At 57.6% G+C, this 23016-nt stretch carries 26 protein-coding genes; 17 read left to right on the forward strand and 9 right to left on the reverse strand.

The window, feature by feature from the left end:
• The first annotated feature begins 80 nt into the window (after window positions 1-80).
• A complete protein-coding gene (locus GF108_RS10470; RefSeq protein WP_027229979.1) occupies window positions 81-416 on the forward strand; it encodes a hypothetical protein in 336 nt (111 codons plus the stop codon).
• 10 nt (window positions 417-426) lie between these two features.
• Here GF108_RS10470 and GF108_RS10475 read toward each other — a convergent pair whose 3' ends face one another.
• The 3 genes from GF108_RS10475 to GF108_RS10485 form a co-directional block, all read right to left on the reverse strand.
• A complete protein-coding gene (locus GF108_RS10475; protein ID WP_153667894.1) occupies window positions 427-1359 on the reverse strand; it encodes a cytochrome c in 933 nt (310 codons plus the stop codon).
• Window positions 1360-1369: 10 nt separating this feature from the next.
• Window positions 1370-1822, reverse strand: coding sequence for a cytochrome c (locus GF108_RS10480; RefSeq protein ID WP_153667895.1), 453 nt, complete (start codon window positions 1820-1822; stop codon window positions 1370-1372).
• Between the two features lie 151 nt (window positions 1823-1973).
• Window positions 1974-2345 carry a hypothetical protein gene (locus GF108_RS10485; RefSeq protein ID WP_153667896.1) on the reverse strand — a complete coding sequence of 124 codons (372 nt, stop codon included), beginning with the start codon at window positions 2343-2345 and terminating at the stop codon, window positions 1974-1976.
• A gap of 686 nt (window positions 2346-3031) precedes the next feature.
• Here GF108_RS10485 and GF108_RS10490 point away from each other — a divergent pair.
• The 8 genes from GF108_RS10490 (at window position 3032) to GF108_RS10520 (ending at window position 8349) form a co-directional block, all read left to right on the forward strand.
• Window positions 3032-3721 carry a YafY family protein gene (locus tag GF108_RS10490; RefSeq protein ID WP_153667897.1) on the forward strand — a complete coding sequence of 230 codons (690 nt, stop codon included), beginning with the start codon at window positions 3032-3034 and terminating at the stop codon, window positions 3719-3721.
• A gap of 67 nt (window positions 3722-3788) precedes the next feature.
• Window positions 3789-4169 carry a VOC family protein gene (locus GF108_RS10495; RefSeq protein ID WP_153667898.1) on the forward strand — a complete coding sequence of 127 codons (381 nt, stop codon included), beginning with the start codon at window positions 3789-3791 and terminating at the stop codon, window positions 4167-4169.
• The gene (locus GF108_RS10500) at window positions 4166-4594 is read left to right on the forward strand and encodes an EVE domain-containing protein (protein ID WP_153667899.1); all 429 of its coding nucleotides are present in this window, start codon (window positions 4166-4168) and stop codon (window positions 4592-4594) included. The genes GF108_RS10495 and GF108_RS10500 overlap by 4 nt, the downstream gene beginning before the upstream one ends.
• Window positions 4595-5065: 471 nt before the next feature.
• The gene (locus tag GF108_RS10505; protein WP_153667900.1) at window positions 5066-5707 is read left to right on the forward strand and encodes a response regulator; all 642 of its coding nucleotides are present in this window, start codon (window positions 5066-5068) and stop codon (window positions 5705-5707) included.
• Window positions 5708-5893: 186 nt separating this feature from the next.
• Window positions 5894-6301 carry a methyltransferase gene (locus GF108_RS22405; protein ID WP_370462125.1) on the forward strand — a complete coding sequence of 136 codons (408 nt, stop codon included), beginning with the start codon at window positions 5894-5896 and terminating at the stop codon, window positions 6299-6301.
• On the forward strand, window positions 6223-6570 hold the full coding sequence (locus tag GF108_RS22410) for an FkbM family methyltransferase (protein WP_246663906.1): 348 nt from the start codon (window positions 6223-6225) through the stop codon (window positions 6568-6570). Before GF108_RS22405 ends, GF108_RS22410 begins: the two co-directional genes overlap by 79 nt.
• A complete protein-coding gene (locus GF108_RS10515) occupies window positions 6557-7111 on the forward strand; it encodes a hypothetical protein (RefSeq protein ID WP_153667901.1) in 555 nt (184 codons plus the stop codon). Before GF108_RS22410 ends, GF108_RS10515 begins: the two co-directional genes overlap by 14 nt.
• Entirely contained in the window at window positions 7108-8349 is a 1242-nt protein-coding gene (locus tag GF108_RS10520) for an ATP-binding protein (RefSeq protein ID WP_153667902.1), read from the forward strand. The genes GF108_RS10515 and GF108_RS10520 overlap by 4 nt, the downstream gene beginning before the upstream one ends.
• A gap of 125 nt (window positions 8350-8474) precedes the next feature.
• Here the strand turns inward: GF108_RS10520 and GF108_RS10525 are convergent, their stop codons facing one another.
• Entirely contained in the window at window positions 8475-9074 is a 600-nt protein-coding gene (locus GF108_RS10525; RefSeq protein WP_153667903.1) for a superoxide dismutase, read from the reverse strand.
• A gap of 164 nt (window positions 9075-9238) precedes the next feature.
• Window positions 9239-10117 (reverse strand): branched-chain amino acid aminotransferase, encoded by an 879-nt coding sequence (locus GF108_RS10530; RefSeq protein WP_153667904.1) that lies wholly within the window; start codon window positions 10115-10117, stop codon window positions 9239-9241.
• 482 nt (window positions 10118-10599) lie between these two features.
• Between GF108_RS10530 and GF108_RS10535 the strand changes: the two genes are divergently transcribed.
• A complete protein-coding gene (locus GF108_RS10535) occupies window positions 10600-11313 on the forward strand; it encodes a L,D-transpeptidase (RefSeq protein ID WP_153667905.1) in 714 nt (237 codons plus the stop codon).
• A gap of 73 nt (window positions 11314-11386) precedes the next feature.
• Here the strand turns inward: GF108_RS10535 and GF108_RS10540 are convergent, their stop codons facing one another.
• Window positions 11387-12919, reverse strand: a complete 1533-nt coding sequence (locus tag GF108_RS10540; RefSeq protein ID WP_113282050.1) for a helicase HerA-like C-terminal domain-containing protein — start codon at window positions 12917-12919, stop codon at window positions 11387-11389.
• 307 nt (window positions 12920-13226) lie between these two features.
• Here GF108_RS10540 and GF108_RS10545 point away from each other — a divergent pair, with 307 nt between their 5' ends.
• Window positions 13227-13592: a hypothetical protein gene (locus GF108_RS10545; RefSeq protein WP_027229994.1), complete on the forward strand. Its 366-nt coding sequence runs from the start codon at window positions 13227-13229 to the stop codon at window positions 13590-13592.
• A gap of 53 nt (window positions 13593-13645) precedes the next feature.
• Here GF108_RS10545 and GF108_RS10550 read toward each other — a convergent pair whose 3' ends face one another.
• Complete coding sequence (locus tag GF108_RS10550) at window positions 13646-14410, reverse strand: SDR family oxidoreductase (protein WP_153667906.1); 765 nt, start codon at window positions 14408-14410, stop codon at window positions 13646-13648.
• A 211-nt stretch (window positions 14411-14621) separates the two neighbouring features.
• On the opposite strand from GF108_RS10550, the gene GF108_RS10555 reads away from it, so the two are divergent.
• The 5 genes from GF108_RS10555 (at window position 14622) to GF108_RS10575 (ending at window position 19877) form a co-directional block, all read left to right on the forward strand.
• On the forward strand, window positions 14622-16064 hold the full coding sequence (locus GF108_RS10555; protein WP_153667907.1) for a methylmalonyl-CoA mutase subunit beta: 1443 nt from the start codon (window positions 14622-14624) through the stop codon (window positions 16062-16064).
• Between the two features lies 1 nt (window position 16065).
• Window positions 16066-18198, forward strand: coding sequence for a methylmalonyl-CoA mutase (gene scpA / locus GF108_RS10560; RefSeq protein WP_153667908.1), 2133 nt, complete (start codon window positions 16066-16068; stop codon window positions 18196-18198).
• 1 nt (window position 18199) lies between these two features.
• On the forward strand, window positions 18200-19192 hold the full coding sequence (locus tag GF108_RS10565; protein ID WP_153667909.1) for a magnesium transporter CorA family protein: 993 nt from the start codon (window positions 18200-18202) through the stop codon (window positions 19190-19192).
• Between the two features lie 77 nt (window positions 19193-19269).
• Window positions 19270-19500 carry an AbrB/MazE/SpoVT family DNA-binding domain-containing protein gene (locus GF108_RS10570; protein WP_027229999.1) on the forward strand — a complete coding sequence of 77 codons (231 nt, stop codon included), beginning with the start codon at window positions 19270-19272 and terminating at the stop codon, window positions 19498-19500.
• A complete protein-coding gene (locus tag GF108_RS10575; RefSeq protein ID WP_153667910.1) occupies window positions 19497-19877 on the forward strand; it encodes a type II toxin-antitoxin system death-on-curing family toxin in 381 nt (126 codons plus the stop codon). Before GF108_RS10570 ends, GF108_RS10575 begins: the two co-directional genes overlap by 4 nt.
• Window positions 19878-19929: 52 nt before the next feature.
• On the opposite strand, the gene GF108_RS10580 is transcribed toward GF108_RS10575, so the two are convergent.
• A complete protein-coding gene (locus tag GF108_RS10580; protein ID WP_153667911.1) occupies window positions 19930-20403 on the reverse strand; it encodes a GreA/GreB family elongation factor in 474 nt (157 codons plus the stop codon).
• A 97-nt stretch (window positions 20404-20500) separates the two neighbouring features.
• On the opposite strand from GF108_RS10580, the gene GF108_RS10585 reads away from it, so the two are divergent.
• Window positions 20501-21844 (forward strand): TIGR03808 family TAT-translocated repetitive protein, encoded by a 1344-nt coding sequence (locus GF108_RS10585; RefSeq protein ID WP_153667912.1) that lies wholly within the window; start codon window positions 20501-20503, stop codon window positions 21842-21844.
• On the opposite strand, the gene GF108_RS10590 is transcribed toward GF108_RS10585, so the two are convergent.
• The gene (locus tag GF108_RS10590) at window positions 21837-22856 is read right to left on the reverse strand and encodes an asparaginase (protein WP_153667913.1); all 1020 of its coding nucleotides are present in this window, start codon (window positions 22854-22856) and stop codon (window positions 21837-21839) included. The genes GF108_RS10585 and GF108_RS10590 overlap by 8 nt on opposite strands.
• Between the last annotated feature and the right edge of the window lie 160 nt (window positions 22857-23016).

Raw genomic sequence — 23016 nt, forward strand, 5'->3', positions numbered from 1 at the left:
GCCGTTGCTCAATGAAACGACCGCGCAATGTTGCGGCAGATTGAGTATAACTGCTGTGTTGGCTACGGAGGTTTCTTGCAATGTTACAAAGCAGGCTCATGCTATTGGCTGCTATGGGGCTCGCCGCCCAGCCTTTTCTCGCCGTTGCCCACATTGATCGTGCGGCGGCCGTACTGAAGAACGTAAGCGAATATGCCGGGCGGCGCTGCAATACGCCGCCACGCGGCTCCGGCATCATCATCGGCTATTATTCAGGCACGACCGACAATCCGATCATCTCGTTTGGCGGCGATGAGGCGCCCGTCTTTGCGGTCCGTTGTTTCACTTCGTTACAGGAATGCCAGGGCTGGCTCTATACGATGCGCAGCAAATATAATGATGGTCCATCTGTCCTGATCCGCTGCGAACGGCGCTGATCGCCAGCATTCACTGTGGCGCCGGAGCCGGATAGCCATTCGGGTGCGGCGGCACTGCCTTCAGGTACGCGGCGATTGCCTCACGATCGGAGGCATCGATTTGGGCCATGTTCTGGACGACGTCGGCCATGGAACTTCCAAGCGAATCGAACTCCGGCGTAAAGCCGCTCTCGAGGGCGTAAGCGATGTCCTTCTCCGACCAATCGCTGATGCCGCCTTCCCCGTCCGTAATGTTGGGGACGACGCCCTTGCCTTCTGCGGCCTTGGCCCCCGCAAGCCATCTGCCTTTGTCGAGTCCGCCTATGGCGTTGCGCGGTGTGTGACACTCGCCGCAATGTCCGGGACCCTCGACAAGATATTGGCCGCGCTTCACCGCATCCGTCGCCTCGGCAATGGCAAGGACGGGTTTCGGCGAAAGATAAAGCCGCTTCCAGAGCCCCAGACCACGCCGGACATTGAAGGGGAAGCCGAGTTTGTGCGGACCGGCAACATTGTCGGAGGGTGGCAAGGTCTTGAGGTAAGCGTAAAGATCGGCAACGTCCTGTGGTTGCATGCGCGCATAGGACGTATAGGGGAATGCTGGGTAGAAATGCCGGCCATCGGGCGCAACGCCGGCCATCATCGCATTGGCGAGGTCTTCGAACGACCAATCGCCGATACCCTGTTTTGAGGGAGAGATGTTCGGCGTCACGAAGGTCCCGAACGGGGTGACAAGGTTGACGCCGCCAGCCAGAACCAGCCGTGCGTCCCCCTTCGAGCCCGGTGCTGCATGGCAAGAAGCACAGCCGCCCTGCCAAAACACCTTCACACCGCGCTGAACGTCGCCGGGTGCTACCCCGGCAAGTTGTGACGGATCAAGCCGGACGGGTGCCGTAAGATACCAGAAGCCCGCTCCAGCGATGACCGCGAGCAAGATGACGATGAGCGCGGCCCTGCGCATCATCGGTACGGTCTCAGTCTTTCTTGATTCGGAATGCCTTGTGGCAAGTGCCGCAATTCTCGGTCACCTGATTGAAGACGACCTTGAAGCTGTCGAGATCCTTTGGCTCGGCGACAGCTGCCTTTGCGGCGTCGGCCTTGTACTTGCTCATGGCCGCTTCGAAACCAGCGCTGTCTTCCCAGATTTTCGGCGAGGCTGTTGTCTTGCCGCCCGTCTCGGAGCCTTTCGGAAATAGTGTCGCGATATCGATTTTCTGCGCATCCTCGTTCAGATGTTTCAGCGCGGTCATGACCAATTGGGCGTCAAAAGGCTTTTCGCCCTTGATGATCGGTGTGATGCTACCCACGGTCTTGCCCTGATCCTTCATCAGTGCCTGTCGGTCCGCGATCGGATCTGCATGCGCTGACATCGAAAAAACAGCGACGGCAAAAAGCGGCGCCGCAGTCAAAGCGATCAGTCTATTCATGGTGTCTCCCAACTCTTGTGGCTAAATATGGTTTGGCTTCAAGGGTTTCCGGTTGGCACTCTAGATCAAAGGCAGCAAAAATCACCCGTGGCGTTCGATCAACTTTTCGTTTGTTGCAAAAACCCCGGCACTTGGCCGGGGTTTGTGCGTTTTAGAGCGAGAAGTAGACGCCGGTACGATAGTAACGCCCGCGGTTGTAGCGCCGGTCATCCCACCCGCGATAGTGCGGGCGGTCCCAGCGGCGATGGTGTGGACGATCCCACCGGCCGTAGTGACGACGGTCCCAGCGGCGGTCCCAACGTCGATCCCATCTGCGATCCCAACGATGATCACGCCTGTCCCACCGATGATGCCGGCGGTCCCAGCGATCGTGGACGGGTTGTACATTCGGGTTTTGCGCGCCGGCACGCGTGGCGTCGACCGGCCGTTCAATAGCGACTGGCGCAGCGCTTGCGATTCCGGTCGCACCGACCGTTCCAAACGAAATAAGCGTGGCACATATGGCCGAGATCAATTTTCGCATCATTCCTCCAGTGAGAGCCGCTTCAGTTGGCTTTCAGCGTGTTTAATATGGAGCCTAGGACTTTAGGCACAGCTCCTGAACGCTGGATGAATAACGAATGTGTCAGAGATTGGATCGATTCCGGTGCGATCACTTATCGAATCAATTCGACCATATACGTGACATTGTCGCCGCCGTACCGTTCGCGCTCGCGACGACAATGCCAGCGCGAGCACGCTTCCAATTGGGCGAATAATAGCTGACGACGTTCGTACGGTTTCGAAGCGAACCTTGCGATGTTCTTTTGATTATTTTTTTGGCTGGCAATATTTCAAGTGAAACTGATAGTGTTTGCGTAGCAGCATAAGAAATTGAATAAAATGCAACGGAATTTAACAACGCAATAGCAACAATATACGCACACTTCTTCATGACCTACCCTTTTTACGCCTCACATTATTATTATTTCTACTAGATCAGAGCGCCCTACAGCTTGCTTTCCCAATTAGTTGCTAGTCGTTATTTTGCGATTGTTACAATCATCCAACTTTTCGCAAATGCTCTAATGTTTTCAATGTGATGCGCGCCCAGCTATTTTGCCTGGAATATTAAGGTTAACGAAGTTTTAAGCGCGTCGGGGGCGCGTTAAACGCCATTTGATGCGGATGCTGACAAAATATGGCATGATATTTTAGAGAGATTTTGCAATGTCACGATCAGAACGCCTGCTCGACCTTATCCAGATCATGCGCCGCCACCGCCGTCCGGTAAGCGGAAAGGTGCTCGCCGATGAGACCGGCGTGAGTATTCGTACGCTCTATCGCGACATCGCTACGCTTCAGGCGCAGGGCGCGCATATCGAAGGCGAACCGGGTCTCGGGTACATGTTGCGGCCGGGCTTCATGTTGCCTCCGCTCATGTTTTCCGAAGACGAACTTGAGGCGTTGGTCCTCGGCTCCCGGTGGGTCGGAAAGCAGCCGGACAAACGATTGGCGCTTGCCGCGCGGGATGCACTTTCGAAGATCGTCGCCGTTCTTCCGGAGGACTTGCGCAACGATGTCAATTCCTCGGCCCTGCTCGTCGGCCCACCGGGTTCTTCGCCGGATACGATCGACCTCGCCGCGGTCAGGAAAGCGATTCGTTCAGAACGCAAACTTGAGATCATCTACAGCGATGGCAATGGAACACAGTCGCGACGCCTGATCTGGCCCTTCGCTCTCGGTTTTTTTGATCGCGTCCGTGTCGTCGTCGCCTGGTGCGAATTGCGTCAGGACAATCGCCATTTCCGCGCCGACCGGATTTTGGCGCTTGAGACCACGGATACGCGCTATCCCAAACGCCGCCATGCGCTCATCAAACAGTGGCGGGAGGCCGAAGGCATAAACCCGCTGGACTGACCGTCTGCTACTGCCAAAAACTGACAGTGGTTGAGGCTAGATTGCTCCTGTCAAACAGGAGGCAAAAATGTTCAATCCCAATTTCATGCTGATTTATGTGAAAGACGCAAAACGCAGCCGGCATTTCTATGCCGAATTGTTCAATCGAGACCCTGTAGAGGAGTCTTCCGACTTTGCGATGTTTGTCCTCGAGTCGGGCCTCAAATTTGCAATGTGGTCGCGTGAAAAGGTCCTGCCCGCACCCGCCGTTGAGCCTGGCGGGAGCGAACTGGTTTTCAGCGTCGACAGCGATGCGGCACTGGACGCGTTGCACAGGGAATGGATAGGCCGTGATCTGGCCATCGCTCAACAACCGATACGGCTGGATTTTGGGTATAGTTTCGTCGCGCTTGATCCGGACGGACACCGTTTGCGCGCCTACGCACCGGCAGAGGACACTACCGAATGACCCGGCACTGGATCGCCGTCGCATCGGCCGACCACGTCCGCAGGGGGCTCAAGGGCAACTTCATGCAAGTTTGCCACGGCAAGATTGCACCATTGAATCGCATCAAGGCCGGGGATCATGTCGCCTATTATTCGCCAACGGAAATAATAGGCAGTAAGGATGGGCCGCAATCATTCACGGCCATTGGTACTGTAAAAACCGGCGATTCTTACAGTTTCGACATGGGAAATGGCTTCGTCCCGTCCCGCCGTGACGTCGATTGGCACGAAGCACAAACAGCGTCAATACGTCCTTTGCTCGACAAGCTTGAATTCACTGCGGGCAAGCCCAACTGGGGCGCACAATCGCGCTTCGGCCTGTTTCAGATCAGCGCTGGTGATTTCGAACTGATTGAAGCGGCCATGAAAAACAAGACGGCCCCGTAAGAACGGGGCCGTTTGTGTGACTAGCGATCATGCTGCCTGGATAGTCGTGAGAGTCGTCGCTTGTTGAAGTTTTTTATTTGACGATGGTTTAGGAGCGCTCACTCGCTTCGCTAGTCGGTAGGGACTTAAGGCACGGTAAGGGATGCACGGCCTTGGCAGCTGATTCGTTATAGGCTTTGAGCCTTTGAGACCATCGGCGAGGACATGCAGCGCCTTGCTTCGGCGCAGTTCGATATGCATGCTCGCTCAGCAGACTTTTGAATTTTCGACCGTAGATGGCTGGTAATATATCGTTTCATCATCGGCTTCCGGTTGTAAAATGACTAAATTCTCAAAGGCGTTTGGTTGAATATGTCCCTTATAGCGCCGAAACTTTTCGACAAAAGTGACAACGTTGTCCCTATTTGCCCGTATCGAGTTTGTTTATAATTATCCCATTGGTAAAATTGAGTAATTTTGAAAGATTTTTATATGCCAACCAGTTTCGGGGCTGATCTCCTGGTCGTCGAAGACCAGCACTTGATGCGACTCGCCTTGGTCCACGAACTCCAGACCGCATTCCCTGCGTCGGTCGTGCACGCAGCGGGCACCATAAGCACTGTAATTGAACTGGCCGAATCGATCTCGTTCGCGCTTGTACTCATCGACCCTGGTCTACCAGGCTACGATCCGCATTCCGCGCGCGATCGGCTGCACGTGATCAGGTCGATTGTGGAGCAGTCGCCGGCGGCCATCCACGTGGTCATCACCGGCTCCGACAGCTTGGAAGAATGGGAGGCGTGCCAACGGCTCGGCGTCGCCGGGTACATCGCGAAGAACAATCTCAAGCCCGGCGCAATGGCAGATATCGTGCAGGAAATTGCCGAAGCCGGAAAATCGGTCGGCCTTGATCACGATGAAAGCACCGAGCCGGAGGTCTACCATTCTGCCCTGTCCCCGCGGGAACAGGAGGTGCTCGCCTGGATGCGGCAAAGACCATCCGGCGTCAGCAGAAAGGAAATTTACGATCAACTTGGATCGCATCTCAACATTGATGCGGCTTCGGCCGAGCGTTATTACAAGCGGGCGAAGGCAAAGCTCTTGAAGATCGGCGTGTTGTCGAATCTGTTCTGATATGTGCTAATATCTGGTCGTTGCTTGATTCTATTATTTTAGCTTTTTCCGCGCCGGTCAGGGGATTTTAAGCGGTCACGACGCTCTGGCAAATCGCTGGGCCTTCACCGTTATTCTTTTGCCGCCCGCGGACAATTATGTTCGATGGATATTATGAGAATTACTTTCGATACGCACGAAATAATCGTGCCAGTTCTTCCCGGCGACGTATCCGAGAAAATCTGGTCCGCACTTCAGAACGGTACCTATGAGGCCAAGGAAGCCTTCTGGGTGAAGCGCGCGGTCCGTCCCGGTGACCGCATTCTGGAGCTCGGCACGGGTCTCGGCATCATATCGTCGGTAATGGCGGCAACCGATGACGTTCGCGTTCTGGCATTCGACGCAAATCCTGAAGTCGTCGTGCTGGCGCGGAAGGTGATCAGTACCAATGGCTTCGACAACGTCACGGTCAACCATGGCCTGCTTATGGCCGGCGAACCGTGCGAAGTACCGTTCTACGTGCGCAAGGATTTTGGATGTCTTCGACATTCGCAGACCAGGGCCCCTATGAGCGCGTCATTACTATCCGGTCAATGGAAATTGACGAGATCATAGTCGCTGCCGGGATAAAGATCCTGGTAATGGACATCGAAGGCGGTGAATACGAGCTACTGCGCGGCGCGCAATTGCCAGGTGTCGAGCGCGTCTTCCTGGAGTTGCACGACCATCTTTACGGGCTGGATGGCGTTATGCAGATCATGGCGGCGATGGCGGCGAAGGGTTTCGCTTTTGACCCGCGCGGCTCCAGTGGAGCATGTGCATTGTTCACCCGCGATCTGACGCTACGGGCATATGACGAGGCTTTCGCTCTTGCCTGCGTATAGATTGCTCAAGGGCTTGTTGCTTGTCGTTTCCGCCGGCCTTTGTCTCGTTGCAGGATGTGCCGTAGCCCAACAGTGGGACGATGCGGCATTAATTCTCAGAGATACGTCAGGTGAGATCGTAAGGACCTACACGCGTCAACAGCTGCGGAAAGAATTCACGCCGCGCGAACGAAATACCGATACGCCCTGGAGCGCAGGGGTAACGGTCGGCTTTCGCGGGCCGTTCCTCAAAGACATTTTGGCGAGGAATAGCATCGTCGGAGGCTCGTTTGAAATTGGCGCCGCCAATAATTTCGTAGCCAAGATCAGTTCGAGTGAGATCGAGCGCTACGCGCCTATTCTCGCGACAGAGAAGAAGTGCACGGATGAAGACAGGCAGAGCGGCGCTTGCAGCCCCAGCCAAACGTATCGGCTCTTGTCAATTGACGATGGCGGGCCACTTTATCTCATCTGGCCGCTCCACGATTTGCCGCCAAGATATCTCCCCAGCCGCAACGCTATTTGGGTTTGGTTCGTCGTATCGGTCAGGGCCCTTTCATGAAAAGGTATCTGTCGCAAGCTTCCTCGTTTCTTCTATACGCCGGTCTCCTGACGTCGGTGTGCCTGACGATTTGGGTGCTCCTGCGCACGGATGTCTACAGGCGCGAGACGGAGATCGTTTTTGGTCAGAGTTCGGAGGTGCAGTGGCGAGCATCGCAATCGCGCGACAAGGTGGCGCGAATTGTCGGCTATCTGAACGTTGCCGTCCAGACAGGGCAGCGTGACCCGCGTTTGCTCACAGAGATCCGGATGTTGCGATTCAACCTGAAATCGCTCGCGGCCCTCGAATATGCCAAAGACTTCATGCCACCAAACGACCCCAACGGGCTCGACCGCTCGATAAGGATGCTCGATACGGTCGTCTTACCCAACGTATTGGCGCAAACAAACTATAACGAGGTTCTGCACGATGTCTCGCTCATCGACCTCTACCTGGCCGGCCTGCTGGGCGCCACCGTGGACCATAGTCAGGCGATAAGCGCTACAACGCGCATTGGAATTGATGCGGCCCGGAATCGCCTGACGTTTTTCGCGGCGCTTTCGGTAATTATCTTGAGCGCCATAGCAATTTACCAGCACAACAGGGACAAGAGCCGCGAGGATCAGCACATAAGGTCCTTCTCTTTGCTTTTCGCCCATATGACTCGCACGCGCATTGCAGCGCTGCGCTTGTTCCTCACCTATATCGATGGGAAAGTTCAACCATCAGCGGAAATGACCGAGGCTGCTCTTGCCACCATTCTCGAACTCGATTCGATCAATGAAGGGCTCATGCTGATTGGCCACAGGCGTTCGGACGCGCGGTCAATGCCGCTTGGCGATGTCGTTGCCGAGATTGCCAGCAAAAACAAACAGACTCTGATCATTCGAGCCAGCGAAGAAGCCTTCGCCATCCGCGTTCCTGCAGCGCAATTTCATCTGCTTATCGATGAGCTGGTTCGCAACGCTATCAACGCGATACCAGCACCCAAGCAGCCGCAGATCACGATAGGGGCCGATATCCATCGCACCTTCATGGGAGCGTCTCGCCTTGTCCTCGCTGTCAAGGATAATGGCAAGGGTATGAGCGCCGACCTGCTTGCCAAAGCGCGCGAACCATTCTTCTCGACCAAGGCGGGTGTCCATGTCGGGCTCGGACTGACCAATTCAGTTGAATTGGTCAAGTCAATGGGAGGCAAGCTTCAGATACAATCGACGCCGTTCGTCGGAACGGAAGTCCGTATATTCTACCCGATCTGAGCCTCCAGCGATCATTGCTAATATGCGAGGGCGCGCAATGTCGGCGTGGCGGGCATTGCTTGGGCTAAGCTCAAAACAAAAGCGGCCCCGCAAGGACGAGGCCGCTTTACTATCAGAAACAGTGCCTACTTGGCCTTTTCGTAGAGCTCGAGCACATAATCCCAGTTGATGAGATTGTCGACGAACGCTTCGAGGTACTTCGGACGGGCGTTACGATAGTCGATGTAATAGGAGTGCTCCCACACGTCGACGCCGAGGATCGGCGTGCCGCCATGAACGAGAGGATTCTCGCCATTCGGCGTCTTCGTGATTTCGAGCTTGCCGTCCTTTACAGACAACCAGGCCCAGCCTGAACCGAACTGCGTGGTGCCGGCGTTGATGAAATCCGCGCGGAACTTGTCGTAGCCGCCAAGATCGGATTCCACGGCCTTTTCGAGCGCGCCCGGCAGTTTCTTGCCGCCGCCGCCCTTCTTGAGCCAGTGCCAGAAATGCAGATGGTTGTAATGCTGGCCGGCATTGTTGAAGAGGCCGGCATTCTTGCCGAAGGACTGCTTGACGATCTCTTCGAGCGAGAGGTTTTCGAGACCAGCTTCGGCAGCCAGTTTGTTGCCGTTGTCAACGTAAGCCTTGTGGTGCTTGTCGTGATGGTATTCGAGCGTTTCACGCGACATATAGGGCGCAAGCGCATCGTAATCATACGGCAGTGCGGGCAATTCGAAAGCCATGGAAGTCTCCTCTTCGATTAATTCGGTGACCGGATTGGCCGCCCGGTTGGGTACCGGTGCGTTGGTCGCCAATCCTGACAAAACCTGCCTTCGTTACATAGGTCCCAATTACTTCAGGAGCAATGCGAAACGGATCAATATTTCAGGCCATTGCCTTTCGGCGGTTAAATTTTCGGCGTGGAATGCGCAAACTCCCAATAAAGCTCCCGCGCCTTCTTCGCGATCGGACCCGGTTGAAGGTCGCGATCCTCGATGCGGGTAACGGGAACGACCTTCGAATGGTTCCCCGTCGAGAAAATCTCATCGGCGCTCAGGAAATCGTGAACGCTCAACGTCGCCTGCGTCGTGCGGAAACCGTAGTCGGCAAGCACATCGATCGTACGGGCGCGTGTGATTCCGGAAAGGAACGTCCCGTTTGGCGCGGGCGTGAAGATGTGACCGTCCTTGACGAGGAAGATATTGGAGGTGCCAGTTTCCGCGACATTGCCGAGCATGTCGAGGACGAGCGCGTTGTCGAAGCCACGCGATTTCGCTTCCGTGATCGCCCGTGCATTGTTGGGATAAAGGCAGCCTGCCTTGGCGTTGGTCGGCATCGTCTCGAAGGTCGGGCGCCGGAACGGCGAGACAGTGACCGAGAAACCACTCGGCGCAATCATTGGCGCCTCATAGAGGCACAGGCAAAACCGCGTCGATTCCGGATCCGCGGGTACGCCCATATAGCCGCCATGCTCAGCCCAATACATCGGCCGGATATAGACAGCGGTATTGCCGTCGAACTTCTTTAATCCATCATGGGTCAGCCCGATGATTTCGTCCACGCTCATCGTCGGATTGAGCCCGAGCGCAACCGCCGATGCGTTGACGCGCGCCGCATGACGGTCGAGATCGGGGGCAACGCCCTCGAACCAGCGCGCTCCATCGAAGACCGATGATCCCAGCCACATCACATGGCTACGCGGGCCGATGAGTGGCACATTTCCTTCATACCAGTCGCCATCGACATAGGTCCATGTCAATGTCTGGGCTTGCGTACTGACGGCCATGATGCTGCTTCCATTCCCTGTAATCTGCTTTTTCCTATCGAACGGCCAATTGCCTTCAAAATCAATGGCAGTTTCGCCTTCGAACGCCAAGTGCCTATTGGCTCTTATGTTCTTAGACGAAGGTCTAATTGCCAAAATGCGCGGACTTTAGGATTATAAAATCACAGTGTTCCTGCTCCTCGTCGATATCTCCCCTTTGGCGAGGAAATCTTTACAGACCCGCCAGGGTCTGTTTTTTTATGCCGACCCCGTTCGAACAATTCGACCAGTTGGCAGCAGACGAAACGATCTTTCACGAAGTGTTTATCCGCCGGTGAACGCGCTTTCAGTCGTTCCCGCGCCGTTTTGTTGCTCGGCGGCAACAGTGGCGCCGCCGCCTTCATTGCGCCCTATTGTAATCGGCTCGCGGCCATAATCATTGTGCGTCTAGAGCAACCACAAGCGTTTGTTCAAACCCATCCTTCCACGAATTTGGTTCAATCATGCAAAACACAATATCACGTCGCGGCTTTCTTGCGGCGTTGACTGCGACGGCCGCCGCCGGCCTCTCCGGTTGCGCTACAATCCGCGACGATCTTCCTGTCATTCAGGTCGACGACGCCGGCAATCCGCTCATGCAGCCGCAAATGGATGTGGATCCGGCATTTGCTTCCTACGCGGAAATGTACTCCGCCCGGGAAGACGGCGGACATTCTCTGCCGGCCATACCGATCGCCAAGATGGACAAGCGCTATCTGCGCCAGATCGTCCCCGATCCGACAGGTGAGCGCCCCGGGACGCTTGTTGTCGATACCAACGACAAGTTCCTCTATCTCGTACGCGAAGACGGTCAGGCGGTTCGCTACGGCGTCGGCATCGGTAAACAAGGCTTTTCATGGTCCGGCCGTGCTGTCGTCCAGTGGAAGCGCCATTGGCCGACCTGGACGCCGCCAAACGAAATGATCGCCCGCCAGCCGGACCTCGTAAAGTACAGCGCCCGGAATGGCGGCATGGAGCCGGGCCTCAAGAACCCGCTCGGCGCACGCGCGCTCTATCTCTTCCAGAACGGCGTCGATACGCTTTATCGCATACATGGCTCGCCGGAATGGTGGTCGATCGGCAAGGCCGTCTCGTCCGGCTGCGTCCGCCTGATCAACCAGGATGTGATCGATCTGTACGACCGCGTTCCGAACAAGACGCCGGTGCTGGTGATCTAGCGAACTGACGAAAAAAGGCCGGCAGCAACCCGCCGGCCTTTTGCAATGCTGATCAATGCTAAAGTGACGGTGCCTACCGCCGGCTCAGGCTTCCGAGGATGCCGCGCACCAGGGCGCGACCGAGCGAACTTCCCACCGAACGGACGACGGACTTCATCGCCGCCTCGGCTACCGTCTGCCGGCCTCGTGGCTGGCCACCGCGTGGACCGGGCTTGCTGCTGCCGCCGAGGATATCCGGTAGCGTCCAGCCGCTGGTGCTGTCCGCTTCCTCAACCTGTTTGGCGGCGTCGGCTTCGGTCTTGGCCTGTTCGGCCTTCTTCTGCAGGAGTTCGTACGCGGATTCGCGATCGACCATCTCGTCATACTGGCCGGCAACGGGGCTGGCATTGATCAGGCGCTGGCGTTCGTCGCTGGTCAGCGGTCCGATGCGGCCGGATGGCGGCCGGATCAGCGTGCGCTGAACCATGGACGGCACGCCCTTGTCGGCGAGCGTCGAAACCAGCGCCTCGCCGGTGGCGAGGTTGGTGATTGCCGCGAATGTATTAAAGTCGGGATTCGGCCGGAACGTATCGGCGGCCGTTTTCACCGCATTCTGCTCGCGCGGCGTATAGGCGCGCAGTGCATGCTGCAGCCTGTTTCCGAGCTGTGAAAGCACGGTTTCCGGCACATCCAGCGGATTTTGCGAAATGAAATAGACGCCGACGCCCTTCGAACGAATGAGGCGAACGACTTGCTCGACACGGGTGAGCAGCGCCTTCGGCGCCTCGTTGAAAAGCAGATGCGCCTCATCGAAAAAGAACACCAGACGCGGCTTTTCCGGATCGCCTACTTCCGGCAATTCCTCGAAAAGCTCCGACAGGAGCCAGAGCAGGAATGTCGAATAGAGGCGCGGATTGTTCATCAGCTTATCAGCGGCAAGAACGCTGACAACGCCGCGCCCATCGGTGCCGGTGCGCATGATGTCGGAGATCTTCAGGGCCGGTTCGCCAAAGAACTTCGTGCCGCCCTGCTGCTCGAGGACAAGCAGCGAACGCTGGATCGCTCCGACTGACGGCTTGGTGACGTTGCCATATTTGGTGGAAAGCTCTTCCGCCCGCTCGGCGACGTTGACCAGCAAGGCCTGCAGATCCTTCATGTCGAGAAGCAGCAATCCGTCCTCGTCGGCGATCTTGAAGGCGATGTTCAGCACCCCCTCCTGCGCGTCGGTGAGGTTCATAAGGCGTGAGAGCAGCAATGGGCCCATTTCCGAGATAGTGGCGCGAATAGGATGTCCCTGTTCGCCAAAAATATCCCAGAAAATAACCGGCGACGCGCTGAGCTCATAGGGATCGAGCTTCACATCGGCGGCGCGCTTGACGAGAAAGTCCTTCGCCTCGCCTTTCGCTGCGATGCCGGAAAGATCGCCCTTGATATCGGCGCAGAACACCGGGACGCCCGCCTGGGAGAACCCCTCGGCGAGCACCTGCAACGTTACCGTCTTGCCGGTGCCGGTCGCGCCGGTGATAAGGCCGTGCCGGTTGCCGAATTTCAGCAGCAGCGATTCTGCCTGCTGGTAGCTGTCGTCGGGTTTGCGGCTTGCACCAAGAAAAATGCTGTCAGCGGCCATGTCGTTCGATCCTCGCAGGAAGTCACTAACTACACGGTATAGACAGCCAATCTGGATGCGACAATGGTTGCTTGGGAATAATGGCGAGGGCAAGCGAGCTTGAGCGTGTGTGACGGGACCGTTCACGTAGATTTGCGTGATTTTTAGCGCCTGCGTCTCAAGGTCCAACCATGAATTTTGCGCCGTTCAACGATAATTTGCCGAGGTGCGTTTTAGAGCTGTCATCCAAGCCGAAATAGACTTGTGCGGCGCGGATTTCGCGCATATTACGTAAACGTAATTCATGACGAGACGGGAGATTAGCCTCATGGAAGAACTCATCGCGCGGATTTCCGCCAATGTCGGCACCGATCCGGCAACCGCCACCAAGGCCGTCGGTCTGATCCTCGCTTTCCTGCAGAAGGAAGGTCCGGCGGACAAGGTCGGCGAACTCATTGCAGGCTTTCCCGGTGCCGAAGCCGCCATTGCCGAGGCGCAGTCGGGCGGCGGTCTGCTGTCCGGCCTGATGCCGGGTGTGATGGGCCTCGGCTCGAAGCTTATGGGGCTTGGACTCGGCATGGGCGAAATCAGCGGCATTTCCAAGGAAACCATCGCTTTTGCCCGGGAAAAGGCCGGCAGCGGCCCGGTTGACGAAGTGGTCAATTCGATACCCGGCCTTAGCCAGTTCGTCTGATTTTATGCCAGTTTCTGTAAAAGCGCGCGCCGCTGGCGCGCGCTTTTCCTTTTTCATGTGCGATTGATCGAAACACCGCCATCGACGAGCATGGCCGAGCCTGTCGTGAAGCTTGCTTCGTCCGAGGCGAGGTAGAGTACCGACTGGGCAATCTCGTCCGGCGTCGCAATCCGCTTCAGCGCGTGCATTCCTTCGACGAATGCGCGCTTTTCGGGAGTATCGGTCCAGGCATCCGCCAAGCGCGTCGCAGTACCGCCCGGCAGGATCGCATTCACTCTTATGCCACTCGGCCCGAATTCGGCCGCGAGCGTTTTCATGAGGCCGATGATGCCCGCCTTGCTCGCCGCATAGGCAGCAGCGCCCGGCATCCCCGCTGTGTAGCCAACGAAAGTGGACGTGAATATCAGCGAACCACCACCGCGACGCTGTAAAGCTGGTATTTGATGTTTTGCGCCCAGAAAAGCGCCGGTCAGGTTAACGTCGAGTGCGTTGCGCCAGCCTTCGAGCGATATTGCGGCGCTCGGCCCCATTTCGCCATTTATCCCGGCATTGTTGAAGGCGATGTCGAGACCCCCAAAACGGCTTTCCGCCAATGCAACCGACGCCGCGGCGAATTCTTCGTCCGTGACATCTCCCGCAAGTGCGGCCGCCCTTCCCCCGTTGCTTTCGATGGCATGGACAAGATGTTCGAGTTCATCTTGACGCCGTGCCGTCACGACGACGTTTGCACCCTCGCTCGCAAATAGCAGCGCCGTTGCACGGCCGATCCCGGAACTTGCACCAACGATGAGCGCCGTCTTGCCTTTGAGTCTGTCCATTTTTGCTGCCTTTCAGGTTTCGATCCTGATGCAGAAATTCCACAACCGCGCAGCACCAGCCACCCGAAACCTGCGCGTTGTCGAACACTGAGCAGACGTGGCAAAAAAGCCCGCTTTCTCAATATGTTGGCCAAGCGGTACTTTGCTTTGTTGCGAAGCAGCATGAGTCCTCCTAAAGTCGCCGACAAAAATGCGCCGACCGGGAGTAAGCATGGACTCGTCACTGATCAAGGAAACGGAATTTGCGGCAATTGACCGGGATATTTGGGTCAAGCTTGCGCAAAAAGCCTTGAAAGGCGCCGATTTCGATGAATCCCTGACATCCAGGACCGACGATAACATCAAGATCGAGCCGCTTTACGAGCGCAAGCGCAAGGCGCAGCTCACGCCGCGCAAGAACCCTGCGCAGCCGTGGCGTATCGTCCAGCGCATCGACGATCCAGATCCGGCGCGCGCCAACAAACAGCTGCTTGAGGATCTTGAGAACGGCGCTACCGGCATCGCACTCGTCTTCGAAGGCGCGCCGAACGCCTTCGGCTACGGCCTTCCCTCGACCCGCGAGGCTGTCGACGAAGTGCTCTATGGCGTTCATCTCGACATGATCCACCTGCGCATGGATGTGCACCCGCGCAGCCGCGCCTGTGCCGACTGGTTCGTCGACTATATGCGCCCGCGCGACGTCAACCCCAAGACGCTGAGCTTTTCGCTCGGCATCGATCCGGCGGCGACGCTTGCCGGTACGGGCCGGCTTCGCATGACGCTTGCAGCCTTGAAAGCATCGCTGCCGCAGTCCCTCTCGGGTTTCTTTTCGCCTGACCTGCCCGGAATCGTTCTCGAAGCCGATGGCCGCGTCTATCACAACGCCGGCGCTACGGAGGCGCAGGAACTCGGCGCCATGCTGTCGATCGCCGCCGGGCATTTCCGGCTGTTCGAAGAAGCACGCCAGCCCATCGTCTATGCGGCGCCGCATCTAGGCTTTGCGCTTTCGCTCGACCAGGACCAGTTTCTGTCTATCGCCAAGATCAGGGCTTTACGCCGGCTGTGGGCGCGGCTCCAGCAGGTCTGCGGCAGCGTTCGCCCTGCTCCCGCTGTGATCCATGCCGAAACTTCCATGCGCATGATGACGAAGCGCGACCCGGAAACCAACATCCTGCGCACGACGATTGCCGCTTTCGCCGGCGCTGTCGGCGGCGCCGACTCGATCGCAATCCTGCCCCATACGATCACCCATGGCCTGCCCGATCCGTTTGCACGCCGCCTCGCCCGTAACACGCAGCTTATTCTCGCCGACGAAAGCAATCTCGCCTTCGTCGCCGATCCGGGGTGCGGGTCCGGGGCTGTCGAGGGGCTCACCGAAGCGCTGTGCAAGGCGGCGTGGAAGGAATTCCAGGCGCTTGAACGCGACGGCGGTATTCTGAAAAGCCTCGTCGACGGCAAATTCCAGGCGCGCATCGTTGAGGCCCGCAACCGGCGCGCCGCCGAGTATGCGTCGGGCAAACGGGCCATCGTCGGCACCACCATCTTTCCGCCGAAAAAGGAAAGGCCGGTACGGGTAATCGACGCACCGCACATGCCGATGCCGACCGACGGCGTTGTACATTGCGAACCGCTTAGCTTTCCGCGCATAGACGAAACCTTCCAGGCCGCCGAGTAAAATGAGAATTCCGGATTTCACCACCATCGATTGGCAAGAGCCGAAACCGCTGCCATCCAGGCTCGACAGGTCAAGTTGGAAGACGCCTGAAGGGATCAAGGTCAAGCGCAGCTATGGCGACGCAGCCGTGAGGATTCTTCCGCATCTCGACAGCTATCCCGGCGCCGCGCCCTTTATTCGCGGGCCCTACCCGACCATGTATGTGCAGCAGCCCTGGACGATCCGCCAATATGCGGGCTTCTCGACGGCCGAAGAATCCAATGCATTCTACCGGCGCAATCTCGGCGCGGGCCAGAAGGGCTTGTCCGTTGCGTTCGACCTTGCAACGCATCGTGGCTATGACAGCGACCATCCGCGCGTTGCCGGCGATGTCGGCATGGCCGGCGTCGCCATCGACTCCATTCTCGACATGCAGCAATTGTTCGACGGCATCCCGCTCGGCGAGATGACGGTTTCAATGACCATGAACGGCGCCGTCTTGCCGATCCTTGCGCTCTATATCGTTGCGGCCGAGGAGCAGGGGGTCGCGCAGAAACAGTTAGCGGGGACCATTCAGAACGACATTCTGAAGGAGTTCATGGTTCGCAACACATATATTTATCCGCCGCAACCATCGATGCGGATCGTCTCCGACATCTTCTCCTATACGTCGGAGAACATGCCGAAGTTCAACTCGATCTCGATCTCCGGCTATCATATGCAGGAGGCCGGTGCGACCGCCGATCTCGAACTTGCCTATACGATTGCCGATGGCATCGAATATGCCCGCGCCGGTGTTGCGGCCGGCCAGGACATCGACAGTTTTGCGCCGCGCCTCTCCTTCTTCTGGGCGATCGGTATGAATTTCTTCATGGAAGTCGCCAAGCTGCGCGCTGCACGCCTGCTCTGGGCAGCGCTGATGAAGAAGAACTTCAATCCGAAGGACGAGCGCTCGCTGTCGCTGCGCACCCATTCCCAGACCTCCGGGTGGTCGCTGACCGCGCAGGATCCGCACAATAACATCATGCGCACGATGATCGAGGCAATGGCGTCGACGCAGGGGCACACCCAGTCGTTGCACACCAACTCCTTCGATGAAGCGCTGGCCTTGCCGACCGACCACTCGGCCCGGATTGCGCGCAATACGCAGTTGATCCTGCAAAAAGAATCCGGCACGACGCGGATCATCGATCCCTGGGGTGGATCGGCCTATGTCGAGCGCCTGACGCACGATCTTGCGGCGCGGGCTTTGGCGCATATCGAGGAAATCGAAGCGCTCGGCGGCATGGCGAAGGCAATCGAAAAAGGCATTCCGAAAATGCGGATCGAGGCCGCAGCGGCCCGCACGCAGGCCCGGATCGACAGCGGCCAGCAGCCCGTCGTTGGTGTCAATTCCTATCGCCCGACAAAAGACGTCGAAGTGGACGTCCTGAAGGTCGATAATGCGGAGGTCCGCGCTCGCCAGCTTGCCAAGCTCCAGCAACTCAAGGGCACGCGCGACGTTGCTGCGGTCGACGCCGCACTTTCCGCGCTGACAAGCGCGGCGAAGGCCGGAACCGGCAATCTCCTTGATTTTGCCATCAAGGCGGCGCGCGCCCGCGCGACAGTGGGCGAGATATCCCTGGCACTCGAAAAGGCTTACGGCCGTCACGTGGCGGAAATTCACACGATCTCCGGCGTCTATCGCAGGGAGATCGGCAAGAGCGACGCAGTCGACCGGGTGCAGGCGAAGGCAGCCGCCTTCGAGAAGCGCACCGGAGAGAAGCCGCGCATCCTCGTCGCCAAGATGGGACAGGACGGCCATGACCGCGGCCAGAAGGTCATCGCAACCGCATTCGGCGATCTCGGCTTCGAGGTGATCGTTGGCGCCATGTTCCAGACACCTGAGGAAGTCGCCGATCTTGCCGTTGAAAGCAACGTTCGCATTGTCGGCGTATCATCGCTTGCGGCAGGCCACCTTACCCTGGTGCCGGAACTCAAGGCAGCTTTGAAACGTCACGGCCGCAATGACATCCTGATCATCGTCGGCGGTGTCATCCCGCCGCAGGATTTCAACGCTGTTCTCGAGGCCGGCGCGACGGCGATATTTCCGCCCGGTACTGTCATTGGCGAGGCCGCCGAAAAGTTGATCGATAAATTGCTGGATTCATTGTGACATGATCTTTGTCTATACGCTCGAAGAAGATTACCTGATGGCGAGCGCCGCACTTGCAGGCGCTGAACTGCCGGCAAACACCGTTTGGGTTGACCTCCTCAACCCGACGCACGAGGAAGATCATCACGTCGAAAGCTGGATGAAGGCGTCGATCCCGACCCGTGACGACATGCATGAGATCGAGGAATCGAGCCGCTTCTACGCCGAGAACGGTGCGCAATATCTGACAGCTCCGGTCCTGTACTCCACAGGCGAAAACAGCCATGGCATCGGCCCGATTTCCTTCATCCTGACGGGTCAGCGCCTGGTTACGGTTCGTTATACCGAACCGAAGTCGTTCAACCTCTACATCAGCCGCGCGACGAAGCCGGGCAACGGCCTGATCAACGAAAAATGCACGGGCGTCAGCATCCTTCTCGGTCTTATCGAAGCGGTGACTGATCGTCTCGCCGACATCCTCGAAGACGTCGCCGGCCGAATTGATCTGAACTCGCACGCAATCTTCCGGCGCTCGGAAACCGACAAGCCGATGACCACCAAGAATTTCAGGGACAGCCTCAACCAGATCGGTATAACGGGCGCGTTCCTGTCGAAAGTACGTGAAAGCATCACCGGCGTCAGCCGCCTCCTCGTCTATATGACCGCCTTCACCAACCAGGAGCCCTACAAGAAGGATACGCGCGGCTGGATCAAGTCCCTCGAGCGCGACACGCAATCGCTGAGCACCTATGTAGACTTCCTTTCAAACAAGGTGACGTTTCTGCTCGACACCGTGGTCGGCCTGATCTCGATCGAACAGAACGCCATTATCAAGATTTTTTCGGTCGCGGCCGTTGCCTTCATGCCGCCCACCCTTGTCGCCTCGATTTACGGCATGAATTTCCATCTGATGCCGGAACTCGATTATCGCTGGGGGTATCCAATGGCCCTTTGCATTATGATTGCTTCGGCGGTGGTTCCGCTCCTGATATTCCGCAAGAAGGGCTGGCTGTAGCGCACCCTACTAAGGTCTTACTTGAAGATTGGCGGTTTTCTGTGTTATAATTTTTGTTATAACATTGGAGCTGAGCCATGAATGTCACGTTACGAAAGATCGGCAATTCCGAAGGCGTGATCCTGCCAAAGGACGTTCTCGACCGCCACAACCTCAAGGCAGGCGATCAACTGGTTCTGACTGAAGACGCCGATGGCCTTACTCTTCGGGCTTTGCACGATGATCCCGAAGCGTTTGAGAAAAAAATGCAGATCGCACGCGAGCGTATGAAGAAGTACGAGACCGCCTATCGCGCTCTCGCCAAATGATCGAGTTCCATTCTCGCGAATTCGTGGAGTCGCTTCACGCGGAGCAACTGCGCCTGCATGGCGGCGCTGCGGGTGTGCGCGACGTCGGAATGCTTGAATCAGCTCTAAATCGGCCGCTGCAGAAGGAAGCTTACGGCGACCCCGATCTTTGCGAGCTTGCCGCAGCCTATCTCTATGGCATCGTCAAAAATCATCCGTTCATCGACGGCAACAAACGCACCGGATTCGCGGCAGCCGATCTGTTTCTCGTCTTCAATGGTTTCAGCCTCGAAGCACCGGCTGAGGACATCATCCAACTGGTTTTAAGTGTCGCCGCCGGCGAAATCGACGAAACCGGCGCGGCGATGTTTTTCCGCGACCACATTGAAGCGATATAAAATTCAATAATTTGAGTTGGGTGGCTTGGTTGTCTTCAGTTGTGATTCAACTTCAGGTCGAGACGGCCATTTTCGTGATTTCCCATTCGTGACCGTTCAACTCGAACGTATCGCCGACTGACTTTCCGAACATCACCTTCGCCATCGGCGCCACGTGCGAGATCTTGCCGTGGCTGGCATCAACCTCGTCCTCACCGACAATCTGCCAGGTCTGGGTCTTTCCCGCATCATCGGCGATGGTTACGCTCATGCCGAAACGCACAACATCACTCTTCGGATCGGGATGCGATACTTCGGCCGTTTCGCGACGCGCCGTCCAATAGCGCAGGTCGCGCGACGCCCGGGCGATCAACTCGCGATCCGCCTCCGCGTTGCCCTTGGCCAATTCCTCGTGCAGCGCGGCGATCTCGGCATCGATCATGGCGAGGCCGCGTTCGGTTACGAGATTGCGATGCGGACTGATCGGACGTTCGCCAAAATCAATCGAGGCATTGCTGTCGTCCTGTTTGGTAAAAGCACTGCTCATTACTCCAAAGTAGGGATTGCCCGCCCCAACAGCAAGTGCAATCCTTTGATGTATCCAGACCCTCGCTCCATTCTGCCTGCAACGCCAAGGAACAATCATGATCAGCAGACGACTTGTCCTCGCCGGTCTGACCGGGGTCGCCTTCAACCACGGCTTCCAGCAGGTTGCGCAAGCAGCATCCAACGCGTCTGCGCCGCTCAACGCCGTCGATTACGGTTTACAACCGGGATCGACACAGGATCAAACGGCGAAATTCAACGCGCTTCTCGAGAGCGCCAGCGCCAAAGGCAATCAGGTATTCCTGCCCGCCGGGACCTATATCGTTTCCGCCGTCCTATGCCCGTCCTATGTCAATATTCTCGGCGTGACCGGCCAAAGCCGCATCGTCTATGCGGGTAAGAGCGGCTTTGTCCAGGCGAGCGATTCCAAGCTGATCCAGTTCACCGGACTCGTTTTTGACGGCAACGGAAAAGAGCTCGGCGACAAGGTGAAGGGGCTCATCGAGGCCAACAATGTCAGCACCTTGTTGATCCGCGATTGCGTAATCGTCGGATCGGCGCAGAACGGGCTTTCGCTCTTTCAATCGGGCGGCGCAATCGACGGCAACCGGATCTCGGGCGCAGCCGACGCCGCGATATTTGCCGCCAATTCTGCGGGCCTTGCGATCACCGGCAACACCATCAGCGATTGCGGCAATGGCGGCATCCTTGTTCATCGCTACGACAAGGGCCGCGACGGTACCATCATCAGCGGCAATCGCGTGCAGAAGATCCGGGCCGATTCCGGCGGAACGGGCCAGAACGGCAATGGCATCAATGTCTACAAGGCTGACAATGTCATCGTCGCAGACAATGTCGTCAGCGACTGCGCCTTCACGGCCGTCCGCGGCAACAGCGCCGGGAACATCCAGATCACCGGCAACAATTGCACCACCAGCGGTGAGACGGCGATCTATTCCGAGTTTGCATTCGAGGGCGCCATCATCGCCAACAATATCGTCGACGGCGCCGCCAATGGCATATCCATCGTGAACTTCGACGATGGCGGACGCCTCGGTACCTGCACCGGCAATATCGTACGCAACCTGTCGGTGAAGGGCCCATACGCAGGCACGTTCGGCATCGGGATTTCGGCGGAAGCGGACAGTACCATTACCGGAAATCTTGTTGAAGGCGCTCCGACCTACGGCCTTCAGCTCGGTTGGGGACCATACATGCGCAATCTCGTTGCCAGTGGCAACATCGTCCGCAATTCCGGCGAAGGCATCTATGTAACGGTCGTCGATGGGGTGGGACCGGCCATCATCACCGACAATATCATTCAGGGTGCAACAAAGGGCGCAATTGTCGGCCACAAGTGGGAAGAGGTTGCGATGAAGGATCTTACCCAAAAGGGCTCGGCCTATCCCAACCTCGTCGTCGAGCGAAATATCGTCAGTTGATTTCTGCCTCGGTCAGCTCTTCCGTCGGGCTGATGACCCCGTAGGTGATGCCGTTCCAGTTGCGCATTTCGCGATCGGCAAACCTGTCGAGCTTCGATTCAAGCTCGGCTTCATTGCGGAAAATACGCGCCAGGACCGTCGCAATCATTGCCTCGGCAGCGCGCGTCGCGCCATCGTCGCACTTGACGGCGATGCCGAGCCCAAGTTCGGGGACGGCACCGACAAATACACCCTCGGCGCCCGTCTTCACAAATATGCGGCCCGGCGCCATTTCCATGAGTTCAGTGCAGGCGCGGTGTGTGCCGGCCACATAGAAGGGAGCGGCCATCGCCGCGTCCATCAAGCGCCGCGCCGCCTTCGCGCGCTCTGGCGCAAGGTCGGTCCCCGTCGCCATGCGTGCAAAGCCATGCGCAAGGTTCTTCAGAGGAATGGCATAGGTCGGTATGGAGCAGCCGTCGGTGCCGCAATAGTCCAGCGTGTGGGGCGCGCCGGTAACGCTTTCCATGGCTTCACGCACCATATCCTGTTCGGGCGAGCCCAGCGCCGAGTAGCCGCGCGTCTCGACGCCAAGGTGCCGGCAGGTGCAAAGAAACCCCGCATGCTTGCCCGAACAATTGTTGTGAAGCGCTGTCGGCTCCTGCCCGCTCTTGGCCAGCGCAATGAGCACCGGCTGCTGTGTCGGCCAATGGGCGCCGCATTCGAGCGCCGAAACATCAAGGCCGGCCCGCGCCAACATGTCGGCTGCCCGGCTCACATGCTGGGGCTCGCCGGAATGCGATGCGCATGCCATGGCAAGCTCCTCATTGCCGAAACCATAAGCATCGGCTGCGCCGCTTTCGACAAGCGGCAGCGCCTGGATCGCCTTGATCGCGGAGCGCGGAAATGTCGGGCGCTCGATATCTCCGAGCGAATAGACAATCTTGCCGTCGCCATCGGTGACAACCACCGAGCCGCGATGACGGCTTTCGACCGTTTCACCGCGGAAAACCTCAACGAGAACCGGATTAGTCATGGGAGATCATCTTTCAATTGGGTCGAAAATCTGCGCCTTGCCGATTTATAGGCCGTCCCGCCATCGATACCAAGCTCGGCCAAGCGGAATCATTTCATGTGGTTGGCGCGCGAAGCTGAAAGGTTGAATCAGCGCCTTCAAGCGCCGATTCAACCTGTGG

The organism is Phyllobacterium sp. SYP-B3895, from assembly GCF_009647635.1.
Classification (GTDB): Bacteria; Pseudomonadota; Alphaproteobacteria; order Rhizobiales; family Rhizobiaceae; genus Phyllobacterium; species Phyllobacterium pellucidum.

What these genes read in the sequence shown, in the direction of transcription:
- GF108_RS10480 (WP_153667895.1), bottom strand. Translation starts at nt 1,822, where the DNA reads ATGAATAGACTGATCGCTTTGACTGCGGCGCCGCTTTTTGCCGTCGCT.
- GF108_RS10470 (WP_027229979.1), top strand. Translation starts at nt 81, where the DNA reads ATGTTACAAAGCAGGCTCATGCTATTGGCTGCTATGGGGCTCGCCGCC.
- GF108_RS10540 (WP_113282050.1), bottom strand. Translation starts at nt 12,919, where the DNA reads ATGGCCGCTGACAGCATTTTTCTTGGTGCAAGCCGCAAACCCGACGAC.
- GF108_RS10520 (WP_153667902.1), top strand. Translation starts at nt 7,108, where the DNA reads ATGAAAAGGTATCTGTCGCAAGCTTCCTCGTTTCTTCTATACGCCGGT.
- GF108_RS10545 (WP_027229994.1), top strand. Translation starts at nt 13,227, where the DNA reads ATGGAAGAACTCATCGCGCGGATTTCCGCCAATGTCGGCACCGATCCG.
- GF108_RS10575 (WP_153667910.1), top strand. Translation starts at nt 19,497, where the DNA reads ATGATCGAGTTCCATTCTCGCGAATTCGTGGAGTCGCTTCACGCGGAG.
- GF108_RS10535 (WP_153667905.1), top strand. Translation starts at nt 10,600, where the DNA reads ATGCAAAACACAATATCACGTCGCGGCTTTCTTGCGGCGTTGACTGCG.
- GF108_RS10530 (WP_153667904.1), bottom strand. Translation starts at nt 10,117, where the DNA reads ATGGCCGTCAGTACGCAAGCCCAGACATTGACATGGACCTATGTCGAT.
- GF108_RS10500 (WP_153667899.1), top strand. Translation starts at nt 4,166, where the DNA reads ATGACCCGGCACTGGATCGCCGTCGCATCGGCCGACCACGTCCGCAGG.
- GF108_RS10525 (WP_153667903.1), bottom strand. Translation starts at nt 9,074, where the DNA reads ATGGCTTTCGAATTGCCCGCACTGCCGTATGATTACGATGCGCTTGCG.
- GF108_RS10490 (WP_153667897.1), top strand. Translation starts at nt 3,032, where the DNA reads ATGTCACGATCAGAACGCCTGCTCGACCTTATCCAGATCATGCGCCGC.
- GF108_RS10475 (WP_153667894.1), bottom strand. Translation starts at nt 1,359, where the DNA reads ATGATGCGCAGGGCCGCGCTCATCGTCATCTTGCTCGCGGTCATCGCT.
- GF108_RS10570 (WP_027229999.1), top strand. Translation starts at nt 19,270, where the DNA reads ATGAATGTCACGTTACGAAAGATCGGCAATTCCGAAGGCGTGATCCTG.
- GF108_RS22410 (WP_246663906.1), top strand. Translation starts at nt 6,223, where the DNA reads ATGTCTTCGACATTCGCAGACCAGGGCCCCTATGAGCGCGTCATTACT.
- GF108_RS10485 (WP_153667896.1), bottom strand. Translation starts at nt 2,345, where the DNA reads ATGCGAAAATTGATCTCGGCCATATGTGCCACGCTTATTTCGTTTGGA.
- GF108_RS10555 (WP_153667907.1), top strand. Translation starts at nt 14,622, where the DNA reads ATGGACTCGTCACTGATCAAGGAAACGGAATTTGCGGCAATTGACCGG.
- GF108_RS10590 (WP_153667913.1), bottom strand. Translation starts at nt 22,856, where the DNA reads ATGACTAATCCGGTTCTCGTTGAGGTTTTCCGCGGTGAAACGGTCGAA.
- GF108_RS10580 (WP_153667911.1), bottom strand. Translation starts at nt 20,403, where the DNA reads ATGAGCAGTGCTTTTACCAAACAGGACGACAGCAATGCCTCGATTGAT.
- GF108_RS10585 (WP_153667912.1), top strand. Translation starts at nt 20,501, where the DNA reads ATGATCAGCAGACGACTTGTCCTCGCCGGTCTGACCGGGGTCGCCTTC.
- scpA (WP_153667908.1), top strand. Translation starts at nt 16,066, where the DNA reads ATGAGAATTCCGGATTTCACCACCATCGATTGGCAAGAGCCGAAACCG.
- GF108_RS10565 (WP_153667909.1), top strand. Translation starts at nt 18,200, where the DNA reads ATGATCTTTGTCTATACGCTCGAAGAAGATTACCTGATGGCGAGCGCC.
- GF108_RS10505 (WP_153667900.1), top strand. Translation starts at nt 5,066, where the DNA reads ATGCCAACCAGTTTCGGGGCTGATCTCCTGGTCGTCGAAGACCAGCAC.
- GF108_RS10550 (WP_153667906.1), bottom strand. Translation starts at nt 14,410, where the DNA reads ATGGACAGACTCAAAGGCAAGACGGCGCTCATCGTTGGTGCAAGTTCC.
- GF108_RS10495 (WP_153667898.1), top strand. Translation starts at nt 3,789, where the DNA reads ATGTTCAATCCCAATTTCATGCTGATTTATGTGAAAGACGCAAAACGC.